At 65.5% G+C, this 16102-nt stretch carries 13 protein-coding genes; 1 reads left to right on the forward strand and 12 read right to left on the reverse strand.

What is annotated here, in order from left to right; translation table 11 throughout:
- Nucleotides 1-7 precede the first annotated feature (7 nt).
- The 5 genes from AC6CHP_RS12505 to AC6CHP_RS12525 are packed head-to-tail and all read right to left on the reverse strand — an operon-like array spanning nt 8 to nt 5748.
- Nucleotides 8-1069 carry a LacI family DNA-binding transcriptional regulator gene (locus tag AC6CHP_RS12505; protein WP_377192416.1) on the reverse strand — a complete coding sequence of 354 codons (1062 nt, stop codon included), beginning with the start codon at nt 1067-1069 and terminating at the stop codon, nt 8-10.
- Complete coding sequence (locus tag AC6CHP_RS12510) at nt 1069-2553, reverse strand: glycoside hydrolase family 1 protein (protein WP_498230203.1); 1485 nt, start codon at nt 2551-2553, stop codon at nt 1069-1071. Before AC6CHP_RS12510 ends, AC6CHP_RS12505 begins: the two co-directional genes overlap by 1 nt.
- Nucleotides 2550-3467: a carbohydrate ABC transporter permease gene (locus tag AC6CHP_RS12515; RefSeq protein ID WP_174180806.1), complete on the reverse strand. Its 918-nt coding sequence runs from the start codon at nt 3465-3467 to the stop codon at nt 2550-2552. The genes AC6CHP_RS12510 and AC6CHP_RS12515 overlap by 4 nt, the downstream gene beginning before the upstream one ends.
- Entirely contained in the window at nt 3464-4453 is a 990-nt protein-coding gene (locus tag AC6CHP_RS12520) for a carbohydrate ABC transporter permease (protein WP_188810566.1), read from the reverse strand. Before AC6CHP_RS12520 ends, AC6CHP_RS12515 begins: the two co-directional genes overlap by 4 nt.
- A 2-nt stretch (nt 4454-4455) precedes the next feature.
- A complete protein-coding gene (locus AC6CHP_RS12525; protein ID WP_498230205.1) occupies nt 4456-5748 on the reverse strand; it encodes an ABC transporter substrate-binding protein in 1293 nt (430 codons plus the stop codon).
- Nucleotides 5749-6037: 289 nt separating this feature from the next.
- Between AC6CHP_RS12525 and AC6CHP_RS12530 the strand changes: the two genes are divergently transcribed.
- The gene (locus AC6CHP_RS12530; RefSeq protein ID WP_498230206.1) at nt 6038-7996 is read left to right on the forward strand and encodes a pectate lyase-like domain-containing protein; all 1959 of its coding nucleotides are present in this window, start codon (nt 6038-6040) and stop codon (nt 7994-7996) included.
- A 71-nt stretch (nt 7997-8067) separates the two neighbouring features.
- Here AC6CHP_RS12530 and AC6CHP_RS12535 read toward each other — a convergent pair whose 3' ends face one another.
- The 7 genes from AC6CHP_RS12535 to AC6CHP_RS12565 form a co-directional block, all read right to left on the reverse strand.
- The gene (locus tag AC6CHP_RS12535; RefSeq protein ID WP_498230207.1) at nt 8068-9105 is read right to left on the reverse strand and encodes an arabinan endo-1,5-alpha-L-arabinosidase; all 1038 of its coding nucleotides are present in this window, start codon (nt 9103-9105) and stop codon (nt 8068-8070) included.
- Nucleotide 9106: 1 nt separating this feature from the next.
- Complete coding sequence (gene arfA / locus AC6CHP_RS12540) at nt 9107-10657, reverse strand: arabinosylfuranosidase ArfA (protein ID WP_498230208.1); 1551 nt, start codon at nt 10655-10657, stop codon at nt 9107-9109.
- Nucleotides 10658-10728: 71 nt separating this feature from the next.
- The gene (locus AC6CHP_RS12545; protein ID WP_498230209.1) at nt 10729-11379 is read right to left on the reverse strand and encodes a YesL family protein; all 651 of its coding nucleotides are present in this window, start codon (nt 11377-11379) and stop codon (nt 10729-10731) included.
- Nucleotides 11376-12728: an arabinan endo-1,5-alpha-L-arabinosidase gene (locus AC6CHP_RS12550; RefSeq protein ID WP_498230210.1), complete on the reverse strand. Its 1353-nt coding sequence runs from the start codon at nt 12726-12728 to the stop codon at nt 11376-11378. Before AC6CHP_RS12550 ends, AC6CHP_RS12545 begins: the two co-directional genes overlap by 4 nt.
- A gap of 9 nt (nt 12729-12737) precedes the next feature.
- Entirely contained in the window at nt 12738-13691 is a 954-nt protein-coding gene (locus AC6CHP_RS12555; protein ID WP_188728515.1) for a carbohydrate ABC transporter permease, read from the reverse strand.
- An 11-nt stretch (nt 13692-13702) separates the two neighbouring features.
- Nucleotides 13703-14605 (reverse strand): carbohydrate ABC transporter permease, encoded by a 903-nt coding sequence (locus AC6CHP_RS12560; RefSeq protein ID WP_188728513.1) that lies wholly within the window; start codon nt 14603-14605, stop codon nt 13703-13705.
- 13 nt (nt 14606-14618) lie between these two features.
- Nucleotides 14619-15953, reverse strand: coding sequence for an ABC transporter substrate-binding protein (locus tag AC6CHP_RS12565; RefSeq protein WP_104188949.1), 1335 nt, complete (start codon nt 15951-15953; stop codon nt 14619-14621).
- Nucleotides 15954-16102: the final 149 nt, after the last annotated feature.

Below are 16102 nucleotides of genomic sequence, written 5' to 3' on the forward strand. Positions count from 1 at the left end.
GGGTGATCTAGCCGCCGTGTCCCGCGGTGCTGCCGCGAACAACCAGCTCGGCCGGGTAAATGACCGGTTCCAGCTCCTCTTCCGGGTTTTCGATCGCGCGGATCAGGAGCTGCCCGGCTGTCACGGCCATGTCCACCATGGGCTGGGTCACCGTGGTGAGGCCCAGGCCGTTGGCGGCCAGGAGGGAATGGTTGTCGAACCCCACAACGGCAACATCCTCCGGAACCTTCCGGCCCCCGCCCCGTACCACGTCGATAACACCCAGTGCCATCAGGTCAGAGGCGGCGAAAACACCGTCCAGCTCCGGCGACCCGGAGAACAGGTCCCGTGCCGCTTCGGCGCCGCCCGCCGTCGTAAAGTCACCGTGGATGACGGGCCCGGGCGGCAGCCCGGCCTCCCGGACACCCTGCATCCATCCTTCCAGGCGGTCAACTGCCGCTGTCATGTCTGCGGGCCCAGCCACCGTTCCCAGCCGGGCGCGCCCGGTGGCGGCCAGGTGGCGGGCGGCAAGTCGGCCGCCCTCGAAGTTGTCCAGGTCCACATAAGGGACCCCGAAGCCCGTGGCCCAGGGCCGGCCGATGAAGACGGTGGGCAGGCCAGTTGTGCCAAGGGTCTCCGCCCAGTCGTCCGCCTCGTGGAACGAAACCACGATCGCGCCATCGACGTGCCCGCCCCGCAGGTACCGCATGGTCCGGGCGGAGTCATCCCCCGCCCGGGACATCAGCAGCACCAGCTGCATGTCGGTGCCCCGGAGTGCCTCGTTGACGCCGGTGATGACGGCTGCGAAGAACGGATCCATCATCACCCGTGCGTCCGGCTCCGGAATGACCAGCGCAACGGATCCGGTGCGCCTGGTCACCAGGCTCCGGGCCGCACGGTTCGGCGTGTACCCGAGGGCCACGATCGCGGCGTCGACGGCGGCCTGCGCCTCCGGACTGACCTTCAGCCCGCCGTTGATCGCCCTGGACGCGGTGGAGCGGGACACTCCGGCGGCCGTGGCAAGATCCTCGAGCGTGGGGCTGGGCCGCCCTGCTTGCAGGAGACCGGGCCGGCGGGACTTTTGGTTCATTACACAGACAATACGACACCCGGCTCCGAAGGCAGCACGGGGTTGGCGCCGGCCGGAACGGCGTTGGAAGCAGCGACTTCCGAATACCACCAGGCGCTGGCTTTCGGGATGCGTTTCTGGGTTGCATAGTCCACCCGCACCAGGCCAAAGCGCTGGTGGTAGCCGAAGGACCACTCGAAATTGTCCAGCAGGGACCAGGCCAGGTACCCGCGGACGTCCACGCCGTCTGCAATGGCGCCGTGCACTGCCTGGAGGTGGGCCGCGAAGAACCCCAGCCGGTCCTGGTCGTCCACGAAGCCCGCCTCGTCGGGGACGTCATCGTACGCTGCACCGTTTTCGGTGATGTAGATGGGGATCCCGGCCGGACCCGTGTACTCCCCCTGCAGCCTGTTGAGCAGGCGCCGCAGCCCCTCCGGCTGGACCTCCCAGCCCATTCCCGTCACCGGCAGGCCCCGTGGTGCCGAGCGGGCGCCGTCGGCTGCCACGAACGGGGAGGACACCGGGCGGGCTGCCTGCCCCGGAGCCGACGTCGTCTCCTGCCCCGCCTGTTCCCCGGGTCCCGCCGGGTCTTTCGTGAGGGATTCCCCGTGGTAGTAGTTGACGCCCAGCAGGTCCAGCGGCGTGGATATGATCTCGAGGTCCCCGTCCTGCACCAGGTCAGCCATTCCAAGGTGCGCCACGTCTGCCAGCAGGTCTGCCGGGTACTCGCCCCTGAACAGCGGATCCAGGAAGATCCTGTTGAACTGGCCGTCGATCCGCCTGGTCGCGTCCCGGTCGCCCTCGCTGCCGGGATCCCGCGGATCCGGGACCGTCAGGTTCAGGGTGATGCCCACAGACGCGTCCGGAGCCTCGCGGCGCAGCACGCGGGCTGCCAGTCCGTGGCCGAGCAGCAGGTGGTGGGCGGCGGCCAGTCCTGCCCGCGGGTCCTGCCGTCCCGGCGCATGGACACCCGCCGCATAGCCCAGGAACGCCGAGCACCACGGTTCGTTGAGGGTGGTCCAGATCCGGACCCGGTCGCCCAGGACACCGTGCATGAGTGCCGCGTACTCGGCGAAACGGTAGGCGGTGTCCCGGTTGGCCCAGCCGCCCTTGTCCTCAAGCGCCTGGGGCAGGTCCCAGTGGTAGAGGGTCAGCCACGGCGTGATTCCGGCAGCCAGCAGTTCATCCACCAGGCGGGAGTAGAAGGCGAGCCCTTCCGGATTGGGCGTCACGCCGTCGGGCATGCAGCGTGCCCAGGACGTGGAGAACCGGTAGGCCTTCATGTGCAGCCGGCCCATGAGCGCCACGTCCTGCTTGTAGCGCCGGTAGTGGTCGCACGCCACGTCACCGTTGTGGCCGTCTGCCACGGCGCCGGGCAGCCGGGCGAACACATCCCAGATGGAGTCCTGCCGGCCGCCGGTGTGTGCTGCGCCTTCGATCTGATAGGCAGCTGTTGCCGCGCCCCAGAGAAAGCCCTCCGGGAACGGAAGTTGGGTGGAACTCATCCTTTAACTGCTCCTTGCATAATTCCAGATACGAGTTGACGGCCTGCCGCGATAAACAGGAGCAGGAGCGGGACGGTGGCCAGGACGGCGCCGGCAAGGACCACGGAGTAGTCCACGAAGTGGGCGGCCTGCAGCAGCTGCAGCGCCACCGGGAGGGTGGGGTTTGACGGGTCAAGGACAATGAACGGCCAGAAGAAGTTCGTCCAGGTGGCCACGAAGGTGAACAGGGCGAGCATGGCGGCAGCGGGGCGCGCCGCCGGGAATCCGATGTACCAGAAGGCCTGGATCATGGAGGCCCCGTCCATCCGTACGGCCTCGATGAGCTCATCCGGGAGGGCGTCACGGAGGTATTGGGTCATCCAAAAGACGCCGAAGGCGGTAACCACACCCGGAATGATGACGGCCCACAGCGAGCCGGTCCACCCCAGCTTGGACATCACGATGAACAGCGGGACGACGCCGAGCTGGGTGGGAACGGCCATGGTTGCGATGACGAACACCAGCAGCCCCTTGCTGCCGCGGAAGCGGAGCTTGGCAAAGGCGAATCCGGCAAGGGTGGAGAACACGACGACGGACGCCGCGGTCACGCACGAGACGATGAGGCTGTTGCCCATTGCCTTCCAGAACGGGATGCTGTCAAAGACTTTCGCCGCGTTGGCCAGGAAGTTCCCCCCGGGCAGCAGCGGGATGCCGCGGCTCAGGACCGTGTTGTCATGGCTGCCCACCAGGAAGGACCAGTAGAGCGGAAAGAGGGACGCCAGCAGGACCGCACCCAGGAAGCCGTAGGTGAGGAAGCCGGGCCGGCGGTCACTTCCGTGGCCGGACCTTGGTTTCCGGGCACCTGGCCCGCGCCGCGCTGCTGCCTTGGCTGCCCCTTTCCCGGCGGTCTGTTCGATCATGGGGATGGAGCTCACTTGCGGCCTCCCTGGCTTGCGATGCGCTTGGTGATGAGGAAGTTGAGCAGGGCGATCAGCACAATGATCAGGAAGAGCAGCCAGGCCACGGCAGAGGCCCTGCCGAAGTTGCGCTGGCCCCAGCCGAGTTCCCAGATGTACATGGTCAGCGTCTGCCACTGCCGGTCCGCTCCGCCCAGGCCGGACTGGTCAAAGACCCGCGGCTCGTCGAAGATCTGCAGGCCGCCGATAGTGGAGGTGATCACCACGAAGATCACCGTTGGCCGCAGCATGGGGACAGTGACGGAGAAGAACTGCCGCAGCCGGCCGGCGCCGTCGATCGTTGCCGCCTCGAACACGTCGCGCGGGATGGCCTGCATGGCCGCGAGGAAGATCAGCGCGTTGTAGCCGGTCCAGCGGAAGTTCACCATGGTGGCGATGGCCAGGTGGCTCGCAACGGAGTCGGAATGCCACCGGACCGGGTCCAGCCCTGCCGCCTTCAGCATCTCGTTGATCAGCCCAAACTGGTCCGCGAAAAGGTTGTTGAAGATCAGGCCTACCGCTACCGGCGCCACCACGAACGGAACCAGGACCCCCATCCGCCAGAACGTCCTGGCCCTCAGGTTCGCGTCCAGCACCGCCGCTATCACCAGGGCGATAACAACCTGGGGAACGGAGGACAGGATGAAGATGCTGAAGGTGTTGCCCACCGCGTTCCAGAAGTAGGGCTGGGCTACGACGAAGGCATAGTTTTCCAGGCCCGTGAACTTCCCCTGCCCGCCAATGAGGTTCCAGTTGTGCAGGGAAACCCAAGCCGTATACACCAGCGGAAAGAGCCCGGTGACGGCAAACAGGAGAAAGAACGGCGAGATGTAGAGGTAGGGGGACAGCTTGACGTCCCATTTGGAGACCTGCTGCGAGAAGGCCAGGCGCCGGACACCCTTCGTGTCCTCAGGCGGGACCTGCCCCGCAGCGCTCCGTGGCCGGACCCGGTCGGTGACAGCCATGCCTAGAGGGACTTCACTGCGGTGACGAACTTCTCCCAGGAGGAGGCGGCGTCGTCCGACTTGTCAACGTCCACGCGGGTGAGGGCCTGCTGCATGGCGTCATTGATGGCGAAGTACTTGGTGCCCTTGAAAGGCGTCACGTCAACAGCCTTGGCGCGTTCGGCGAAGATCTCGCCGGTGGGCGCGCCGTTGAAGAACTCATTCGTCTGGCCCAGCAGTTCGCTGCTTTCCAGCGCCTCTTTCTGGCTGGGGAAGGTGCCCTTGGCGGTGAAGGCCTTGATCTGCTGCTCGGGAGCGGTCAGCCAGCCTGCCAGCTTCTTGGCCTCGGCCTGGTGTTCGCCCTGGGTGGGGACCGTCAGGTAGGACCCGCCCCAGTTTCCGCCGCCGCCGGGGAAGACGTTCGCCACATCCCAGCCGGTGACCCCGGCCGCGTTACCCTCGATAACCCCCAGCATCCAGCCCGGGCAGAGGGTTGTTGCGAAGGCGCCTGTCTGGAAGCCGGAGGCCCAGTCATCGCTCCACTGGCTGAGGTGGGCGGACAGCCCGTCCTCGGTGGAGGCCTTCAGGACCTGGTTGTAGGTCTCCTTGACCTTCTGGTTCTCCGTGGCGATGACAGTGCCGTCCTCCTCCTCGTAGACCTTCTCAAGCTGGTTGCTCATGCCCTGGTAGATTGCCCCTGCCGAGTCGAACCAGGCGGAATCAGGGTTTGCGGCCTTATAGGCCTTGCCGGCTTCGAAGTAGCTGTCCCAGGTGGTTCCCAGCATCGTGGCGACTTCCCCACGTTCGGTGGGCATGCCGGCCTTCTTCAGCAGTTCGGCGTTGTAGCAGACGGCCTCGGGGCCGGAGTCCGTCCCGTAGCCAAGCAGCTTGCCGTCGGCAGTGGTGGCGGCCTCGGCCTTCCAGTCCAGCCAGCGTCCTTCCACGGCGGGGTCGGCCAAGTCGGCAAAGCGGTCCGGGTACTGCAGGAGCTCCGGAAGCCAGTCCACCTCAACGGCCTCAATATCGGACAAACCGGAGCCGGCGGCCAGGCGGGTGGTCAGGTTGTCCCGTGCTTCGTTGGTGGTTGCCGCTTTTTTGTGCTCAATGGTCACGTTCGGGTTCAGCGTTTCGTACTCTTCGAAAAGCTCCTCGTAGCCGAACTCATTGAAGGTGCCCACCGTGAGCGTGACGGGATCGGAACCGGTGGCGTCGTTGACGCCGCCCTTTTCGGGCGCTGCTGATCCGCAGGCCGTCAGCGACAGGGCCAGGCAGGCGGCCGCAGCGGACAGCACGGTGAACTTGGTTGGGTTTTTCACGGGAAAGACTCCTTCGTCAGGAAAAATGCCCCGTCGACCGGCATGACGGTCGGAGGCGAAGAGGTGGTGAGCGGTGGAACCGCGCCCGGCGGCGACCGGGAGTGGGAGCGCTCTCACCACATGGTGTCCCACCTCACAGCAGCTTGTCAAGAATCGGTAGGAGCGCTTCCACGCAACCCTTGCCGGTGCTCCTTCGCGGTGTTACGCTTCCCCGACGAGAGCGCTCCCACCGCCGCAGCTTCAGCTGCCGCCCAGGCTCGACGAATCCCACCAACGAACAGGACCAGCAATGCCGCTAGCCCACGTCCCCCATCCTCCGCGTGCAAATAGTCCCCAGGAACCGCACCTGTGGCGCGGCCAAGGCCGGCGCCGGCACGTCGCCGGCACCGTCGCCCTCCTGGCCGGCCTGGTCGCCAGCGGAGGAAGCATGGCCACCGCTGCGCCGGCCGCTCCCGCCGTTCCGCAGGCCTTGGTGCAACAGGCTCCCGCACCGGCCGCTCCCCCCGCCCTTCCCCAGGCTGCAGAGCCGGACTTTGGCCCCAATGTCCGGATTTTCGATCCCAGCATGCCGGTGGCCGATATCCAGGCCGCGGTTGATTCCATCGCTGCTGAACAGGTGGACGATGAAATGGGGTCCAAACGCTACTCACTGCTGTTCAAGCCGGGAACCTACGGCAGCGCCGAGGAGCCGCTCATCGTCCAGGTGGGCTACTCCACCGAAGTGGCAGGGCTGGGGGCTTCCCCTACGGATGTCACCATCAACGGGCACGTGGACGTCTACAACCGGTGCCTCACCGCGGATAACTGCATCGCCCTGAACAACTTCTGGCGGTCCCTGTCCAATCTCACCATCAACGTCACCGGCCTCGAGGGCTGCCGCGGCTCCGCGAATTTCTGGGCGGCCTCGCAGGCGTCGCCCATGCGGCGGATCAACATCACCGGCGGCAACCTCTCCCTCATGGACTACTGCACCGCCGGGCCGCAGTACGCCAGCGGCGGCTTCATCTCCGATTCGAAGACGGGCGATGTCATCAACGGCTCGCAGCAGCAGTACTTCGTGCGAGACAGCAGCATTGGCAGCTGGTCCAACGGGGTCTGGAACCAGGTCTTCTCCGGAGTGGACGGGGCGCCGGCGCAGTCCTTCCCGAACCCGCCGTACACCACCCTGGCCAATACACCGATCAGCCGCGAGAAGCCCTACCTCACCCTGGATTCCGCGGGTGAGTACAGCGTGTTCGTTCCCGCCGTCCGCATGGACTCCTCCGGGACCACCTGGGAGAACGGCCCGACGGCGGGGCGCAGCATCCCGCTGTCCGATTTCTATGTGGCCCGCCCCTCCGATTCCGTCAAAACCATCAACTCCCAGCTGGCACGCGGGAAGAACCTGCTGCTCACCCCGGGGGTCTACGGCATCGATGAGAGCATCGAGGTCAAAAGGGCCAACACGGTCGTCCTGGGGCTGGGCATTGCCACCCTCACCGCCGTCAACGGCGCCGTCCCGCTGACCGTCGCGGACGTGCCCGGCGTGGACATTGCCGCCGTCACGATCGACGCCGGTGAAGTGAATTCACCGGCTCTGATGCGGATCGGAAAGGCGCAGCAGGGCGAGGGCAGCGGATCTGCGAACTCGGCTGTCCACACTGATCCTGCCAATCCCACCACGCTTCACGACGTGTTTTTCCGCATCGGCGGGCCGCACGTGGGCAAAGCCTCTGTCAGCCTGGAGGTCAACAGCGACAACGTCCTCCTGGACCACATCTGGGCCTGGCGCGCCGACCACGGTAACGGCGTGGGCTGGACCACCAACACCGGCAGGAACGGCGTGATCATCAACGGAGACAATGTCACTGCCACCGGCCTGTTCGTGGAGCACTACCAGGCGTACAACGTCATCTGGAACGGCGAAAACGGCCGGACCGTCTTCTTCCAGAATGAACTGCCCTACGACGCGCCCAACCAGGCCGCCTGGCAGCACGACGGGGTCCTGGGCTGGGCCGGCTACAAGATCGCAGACTCCGTCACAACCCACGAACTCTGGGGCGGAGGCAGCTACGTCTACAACAACGTGGACCCCACCATCCATGCCACCCGGGGCTTTGAGGTGCCGGTGACACCGGGCGTGAAGCTGCACAGCCTGCTGACGGTCAACCTGGGCGCCGGCACGCTGGACCACGTCATCAATGACACCGGCGCACCCGTATCAACGGACGCCGTCGGGGTGCCCAGCTACGTACCCAGCTTCCCCTAGGAAAGAGCCGTCAGATTTTGTCCGGATGCGGGGGTAACAACCAAGATCCCGTATCTGGACAAAACCTGGGCTCACTCCCACCGCGCAGCAGGCCAACCGTCCTTCCACTCCAGCTCGGCGAGGCCCAGCCGGAAGGCGCCATCGAGTTCTTCCGCGTAGTAGTGGAAGGCGAGGGTGTTCCCTGAAACGGACTGCCCGCCTGGCCCCACGCGCCCGCCGTCGGATGCCAGCAGCGGCGTGCCGCCGCCGTCGAGCAGTTCCCTGCCCTCGGCGTCAACGTACGGCCCGGTGATGGTGTCCGCGCGCCCCACCGCAATGTTGTAGGTGCTGTCCAGCCCCTGGCAGCAGAAGTCGCGGGAGAAAAACAGGTAGTACTTCCCGCCGTGCGGCAGGATGTACGGTGCTTCGATGGCGTTGGGCGGCGCCTTCCGGTCCGCGATGGCCAGCGGTTCAGCGGCGTCCGCGCGCAGGCCCGTGGGCCATTCGAGTTCCACGAGCCGCAGCCCTGTCCAGAACGATCCGAAGGACATCCACGGCGTGCCGTTGTGGTCCTCCGCGATGCCGGGATCGATGGCGTTGAAGCGTTCTCCCTTGGAGGAGACCACCTGCCCGCGGTCCACCCATTCGTACGCGGGGTCCCCGGGATCCAGGGTGCTGTTCGTCGCCAGCGCGATCACCGACAGGTTCTTCCCGAACGTGGACGCCGAGTAGTACAGGTACCAGATGCCGTCATGCTCATACAGCTCGGGCGCCCAGAGGTTGTCCACGCCCGGCACCGCTGCGCTGAGCCAGGCCGGCTTCTCCTGCCAGACTTCGCCGGCGTATTCCCAGTCCACACCGTCGTCGGAGCGGCGCACCTGGATGTTGCCGTCCGCCACCTGGCCGTTGCCGGTGGAGTAGATGAACCAGGGTTCCCCGGCCTCCCCTTTCACGAGCGCGGGGTCATGGGTGAAGAAGTCGCCGGTTAGTTCGGCGGCGCTTGCCTTCGGCGCCGGACCCGCTGCCGGGGCAGCGCAACCGGCCAGGACCAGCACGACGACGGCGGCCAGCACCGCTGCCAGCCGCATCCTCACGCGGCCGGCAGCGGATCCCTGTGTTTCCCGGGGCATGTCAGCCAAGCGCGACGGCGGACCAGGACACGGGCGGCAGGGTTACGGTGAGCGTGCCCTCGTCCAGGACGGCGCCGTGGAGCTGCTTGAGTCCCACCCGGTCCTGGTCCTGGAGGGTGTTCTTGGCGTACACGTCCTCGTCGTGGAGGGTGACGGCCTCGGCGATCACCTTCGCGTTGAGGTCGGAGACGTTGATGGTCACGTCAATCGCCTCGGTCTGGCTGCGGTTCACCAGGAAGAGGGCAGACTCTCCCGTGGCGGCGTCGGCGGTTGCCACCGCGTCCACCAGCGGTGCCTCGCCGTAAACCGCTGTCGTGTAGGTTCCGGCGTCGATGCGGGGGCGGAGTACCTCCCCCTTGGCGAGCCGTGAGGTGACGGAGAAAGGGAAAAACGTGGTCTGGCGCCAGGTGTCGCCCCCCGGTTCGGTCATGATGGGCGCGATCACGTTCACCAGCTGGGCGAGGGAAGCGGCAGCAACGCGGTCGTGGTTCTTCAGGAGCGTCATGAGCAGGTTGCCGAACACCACGGCGTCCGCCACGGAGTAGGTGTCCTCCAGCTGGCGCGGCGCGTGGGTCCATTCCTCGTTGACCTCGTCGGAGGCCTGGTGCTCGTCCAGGTACCAGATGTTCCATTCGTCAAAGGACAGCTGGATGGTCTTTTTGCTCTTCAACTTGTGCTTGACGTGGTCTGCGGTGGCCACCACGGTCTCGATGAAGTACTGCATGTCCAGCGAGGACGCCAGGTAGGAGCCCAGGTCGCCGTTGCGCTCCTGGTAGTAGGCGTGGCAGGAAATGTAGTCCACGTAGTTGTAGCTGTGTTCCAGGACCACCCGTTCCCACTCGCCGAAGGTGGGCATGGCGGACCCGGACGAGCCGCAGACCACCAGCTCCAGGTTCTTGTCCGCCGTCTTCATGGCCGAAGCGGTGCGGGCGGCGAGCTTTCCGTAGTCCTCGGCTGACATGTGGCCGATCTGCCAGGGACCGTCCATCTCGTTGCCCAGGCACCACATGCGGATGTTGTAGGGATCCGTGGCTCCGTTGGCGATGCGCTGCTCGCTGAGTGCGGTGCCGGAGGGGTGGTTGGTGTACTCCAGCAGGTCAAGGGCTGCCTCGATGCCCCGGGTGCCCAGGTTCACGGCCATCATCAGTTCGGAACCGGTGAGCTTGCACCAGCGGGCGAACTCGTCCAGGCCCACCTGGTTTGATTCAAGCGAGTGCCACGCGAGGTCCCGGCGTACGGGACGCTGGTCCCGCGGTCCCACGCCGTCCTCCCAGCGGTAGCCGGAAACGAAGTTGCCGCCGGGGTAGCGGATGGTGCTTGACCCGAGCTCCTTGACCAGTTCGATGACGTCCAGGCGGAAGCCGTCCTCGTTGGCGGTGGGATGGCCGGGTTCGTAGATGCCGTCATAGACGCAGCGGCCCAGGTGCTCCACGAAGGAGCCAAAGATGCGGCGGTTGACGGGCGCCACGACGGCGGAGCGGTCCACGGTGATGACGGTGGGTGCCACGACAGCCAGGTCGGCCTGTTCAGTGGCGGCGGAAGTGATGGTCACGGTGTGTATTCCTGTTCTATTCAACGTTGTAATAAGACGGTGGGTCTGGTGGAGATTTTTGATGGGTGGTTCTAGGCGTGGGCAGGACCTGTGGCTTCCAGCCCGGCGAGCCTGTGGCCCACCAGCCATCCGGAGATGAGCAGCGGGACCGACGCGCCAATGAGGGGCACCAGCACCGTCATTCCGGAGAAGACGACGGCGGCCGCTGCCAGGGTCGCCAGCAGGGAAAGGCTCATGGCGGGTGATACAAGCGGGAGCATCAAGGCAGTCCGCCACGTCCTGGCCACGGAATCCCGGTAGCGGCTGCACAGGCCCACAGCGGTGGCGGCAGCAGCCAGTGCGACTCCCGCGGCAGCTGTGGACAGCGCCAGGAGGACGGCGTGTACGGGCGCCGGCATGGCTGTCCCGGCAGGTCCCAGCAATGATGCGAAGTCCAGGACAAGGACGACGCCGGCAATCCAGAAGGCGCTTCCCACCCGGTTGGCGTGCCGGAACTGGAAGCGGTAGGAGGTGATGAAGTCCCGCACCAGGCTGTCCCCGGCCGAACCGTTCCGCAGCCTGCCCAGGACGGTGGTGGCAGCCACCGCGGCAGGAAAGACGCCCAGGACCACCAGCCCGGCCAGGGCTCCGGCCACAAAGAGCACGTTGACCAGGACCAGCCGGGTGGAAAAGCGGAGCCAGTCCATCAGCCGCCCGGCCCACCCCAGGGGAGCATCAGTCACAGCAGCCCCTCCCGGGTTCCGGACCAGGCCACTCCGCGCTGGTCGATGCCGCTGAAGGAAAGGGCCGGGCTGTTGCGGGACCAGTCCCACGAGCTGAAGACCACGGCGTCTATCTCCGTGCCCGGTTCGCAGCCAGGCCCCGTGGGACGCAGGCGGACAGCCAGTGGATGCCCCCGGAAGTGCGCGGGACGAAGGTCAACGCACTCCACGTTCATCCGGGCGGCCGGCACAACGTCCGTGGATTCAGGGTCGAAGCGCAGGACCTGCCACGTTCCGGCCACTTCGGCAGGAACGGGAACAGCCTCGCTCCGGAGCCCGGCGAACGGCTGGGGTGAGATGGCGGGCCAGCCGCCGGCAGTGAAGAAGAGCCGGCGCAGCTGGACCACGTGCTGGCTGGGATCCGCTCCAAACCGGACATGGTGGACCATAAAGTGCTCGGCGGCTCCGTCCGGCCCCTTCTGACTCAGGACTGAATTGTGGCCGGGCGCCAGCCAGGCCGTTCCGCCGTCGAACTGGTAGCTGCCCAGCACCTTGGTGCCTACCGCAGCAGGCGGTGCGTCCAGGTCGGTCATCTCCAGCCCCCGGAAATCCCAGTAGGGCCCGGTGATGTGGTCCGCGACAGCCACCCTCACGTTGTAGGTGCTGAACAGCGAATCATAGGACGTGAACAGGAGGTAGCGGCCATCGTGGGGGCTCCGGAGGATGAAGGCGCCTTCCACTGCCCCTTCCACAGACCGTGGGCGCCGGGCAATGACGGAGCCCAGGTCGCCTTCCACCCTGGGCAGCCCGGAGCTGGGGTCCAGGGGCAGGATGTAGATGCCCGAGAAGAAGGATCCGTAGGTCAGCCAGGGGTTGCCGCCGGCGTCGAAGGCAACCGCGGCATCTATGGCGTTTTGGGAATGTTCACCCTTCCGGGTTGCCACCACCAGGCCGCGGTCCTCCCACGGGCCCTTGGGCGATGCGGCGACGGCGAGGCCGATGGCAGAGGTGTTGGAGCCAAAGGTCGACGCCGAGTAATACATATGCCATTCCCCGGTGGGCCAGCGGACCACCTCCGGCGCCCACAACCCCTGGGCGCCGGACCACGCCGCTGCCGCCTCCGGCACTCCGCCGAGTGCGGTTCCGAGGTACGTCCACCGCACCAGGTCGGCGGATGTACGGATATGTACCCCGGAAGGAATGTCTTTCGTATTGGCCACGGCGTCGGTGGAGAACATGAAGTAGGTGCCGTCGTCGTCCCGGACAACGGTGGGGTCATGCGCATGCCGCGCGCCCCAGGAGGACGGCTCCTGGCCGGCGCCCGCGGGGAGCGGAAGCAGCTCCGCCGCGGTATCGGTGTTGGTATCCACTGGCACGGTTCAGCCCTTGGATCCGGAAAGCGCGATGGATTCGATGATCTGGCGCTGGAACACTACAAAGACAATGAGCACCGGCAGGAGCGCCACGAAGGATGCGGCCATGATCAGCGGGTAATCCGTCTGGATGGCGTACTGCGCATTGAAATTGGCGATGACCAGTTGAAGGGTCTGCGTGCCCGGGGAGTTCAGGTAGATGATCGGCGCCAGGTAGTCGTTCCACATGGCCATGAACCAGAGGATGAACTGGGCGGCGAGCGCCGGGCGGATGGCGGGCAGGATGAGCGTCCAAAAGATCTGCAGGTAGGAGGCGCCGTCGATCCGGGCCGCCTCCACGATGGAGTCCGGGATGCTGTTCAGGAACTGGCGCAGGAAGAAGATCATGATGATGTTGCCGAAAAGCCCCGGCACGATCAGCGGCAGCAGCGTATCCACCCAGCCGATGCTCGCGAAGATGGTGAACTGCGGAATCATCAGGGTGGGAAACGGGATCATGAGCCCGGACAGGAGCCCCAGGAACAGGACGTTCTTGAAGGGCATCCGCATCTTGGCAAAGGCAAAAGCGGCGAGCGCGGACGTCAGCGAGCCCACGATGGTCACCGAACAGGCCACGATCAGGCTGTTCTGGATGCCGCTCAGCAGCGGGCCCGCGGTCCAGATGCGTGCGTAGTTCTCCCACACAAAGGGGTCCGGAATCCACTGGGGCGGAAGTTCGAAGACGCCGTCCTTCGTCTTGAGCGAGGTGGAGAAGGTCCAGGCGAGCGGGGCGATCATCACGATTGCGCCGACGCTGAGGACCAGGGTGGTGAGGATGTTGCCCAGGCGGAGTGTTTCCTTCGCGGACCGGGAGCCCCTGCCCGCCCGCCGGGGACCGGCAGGTTTTCCGCTCCCGGCACTGCCGGGGATTTCGTGGGCGGGCTCCAGCGGGGGTGTGGTGATGACGTTCTGTGCGGACATGGCTGCCTGCCTCAATCGATCGAAAACTGGTTGCGGCGGTTGAGCCGGAACTGGATGAAGGTGATGACGAAGACCAGCAGCCCCAGGACCACGGACATGGCGGACGCATACCCCATCTGGAGGTTGTCGAACGCCTTTTGCCAGATGTACCAAACGATGGAGGCGGACTGGAACTCAGGGCCGCCGGTGGGGGTCATGATGTTGATTTCGACGAAGATCTGGGAGCCGCCGATGATGCTGGTGACAATCAGGAAGAAGGTGACCGGCCGGACCATGGGGATGGTGATATGCCGGAACTGCTGCCAGGCAGTTGCACCGTCCAGTGCTGCGGCCTCGTACAGGTAGCGGGGCACCGACTGGAGGGCCGCCAGGTACAGCAGCATGGAATATCCCAGGCCTTTCCAGATGGCCATGATGATGAGGGCGGGCTTCACGGTGGCGGTGTCCTGCAGCCAGTTGGGGCCGTCGATGCCCACCAGGGCCAGGCCCTGGTTGATGAGGCCGAAGTCGCCGTTGAAGGCCCACTGCCAGAGGATGGCGACGGCGGCGATGGAGGAGATCACGGGCAAGTAGTACACGGTGCGGAAGAACGTGGTGCCGCGCATCTTCCGGTTCATTGCCAGCGCCAGGCCCAGTGAGATGACCAGTCCGATGGGGATGCCGATCATCATGTACAGGGTGTTCCAGAGCGACTGCAGGAAGTAGCGGTCGCCGAACATCTTGATGTAGTTGTCCAGGCCCTTGAAGACCGGGGCGGAGATGCCGTTCCAGTTGGTGAAGGAGGCGTACACCGAGAAGAGGAGCGGGAAGAGCGTAAAGAGGAGGAACCCGATCACCGGTATGGCAACGAAAGCGAGGGCTGCCCGGTGTTCCTTCCGGTGAAGCCGCGAGCGGCGGGTGATGGTTGTTGTCATACCGGTGATCCCCCTAGTTGCCGGCCTGCTGGTTGGCGGCGTCCAGGAATTCCTGCATCCTGGGCTGGGCTTCCTTCAGGTAGTCGGCAGCGGTCTGCTTGCCGTCCAGCACGGGCTGGATGTTGGTGAACAGCTCGTCATACCACTCGGCGTTGAAGGTGTTGCCGCCGGGCAAAGCGCGGCCGTAGTCCTTGACGACCTGCAGGAACTCTTCCTTGTTGGCCGGCTTGGTGCTGGTGTCCGCTGCCCAGGTCTCGGCCATGTCCTTCAGGTTGGGGATCTGGATGCCCGCATCCACCAGGCTTTGCTGGGCTTCCTTGTTGGCAGTGAGGTACTCCACCAGCTTGACTGCCTCTTCGGGGTGCTTGGTGCTTTCGGAGACCGCGACGCCGAGCGTCCCGATCCAGCTGGCCGTCTCGCCGGTGTCGCCTGCAGGGTAGGGGATGACGTCCCACTCGAAGCCGAGCTTCTGGTAGGTGGAGAGGTCCCAGGGGGCGATGGGGAAGAAGCCGATTTCGCCCTTCATCCAGCGCTGGTACGTGTCCAGGGTCTGTGCCTCAGCGACAGAAGGGGTTACGCCGTGGACATTTTGCAGGTCTGCGAACCACTGCAGCGACTCGGCGAATTCGGGGGTGTCCACGGTGACCTTGGTGCGGTCCTCGTTGAGCCAGTCCCCGCCGTTGGACCAGACGAACGGCTGCAGGTTCCACTGGACATTCAGGCCTGTTCCCCACTGGTCCAGTGTGCCGTCGCCGTTGGTATCGGCTGTAAGCTTCTTGGCCGCAGCCACGAACTCGTCAAAGGTGTAGGGCTTGTCCTTGTCAGGAAGCGGAACCCCGGCCTTTTCCAGCATGGTCTTGTTGTAGCCGAAGGAGAAGGGGCCCACGTCCTTGGGGAGGGCATAAATGGAACCTTCACCCACGCGCTTGCCGTCGTAGCGGTAGCTGTCCACGCCGTATTCCCAGATATTATCCAGGTCAATCGTGTCCGAGCCTTCCACGTATTCGGTGATGTCCTTGACGATTCCGTTCTGCACGTACGCCTGCACGTCGCCTGGCCCGATATAAAACACGTCCGGGACCTGCTTGCCGGCAATTGCGGCCTTCAGCTTGGTGGCGTACTGGTCCGCTGTTGTGACGATGATGTCAACGTCAACACCGTTTGCGGCCTCGAACTGTTCAACGGCCTTCTCGTAGGCCTTCTTCTCGTCTTCACCCCCGCGGAACATAAAGGTGAGCTTCTTTTCGCCGCCGGCGTCCCCGCCAGAGGGGGCGGAGCAGCCGCCGAGCATAAGGCCGGCGGCGGTAAAAAGCGCCAGGGTCGCGGCCATGGGACGTGACTTCATCATCACGCAGTCCTTCCGGGTTGGGTGGAGCAAACAAGTTTATTGGGCTGGGCGGTACCGGGCTCCGCGGTCCGCGGTAGCGGACCGCCATCGGAGCAGCTGCTGCTTTGCAACGTTGTAAGAAACCATCACACACGACAAGAAGAATCGTC

The sequence above is a fragment of the Pseudarthrobacter sp. GQ63 genome (assembly GCF_059758765.1).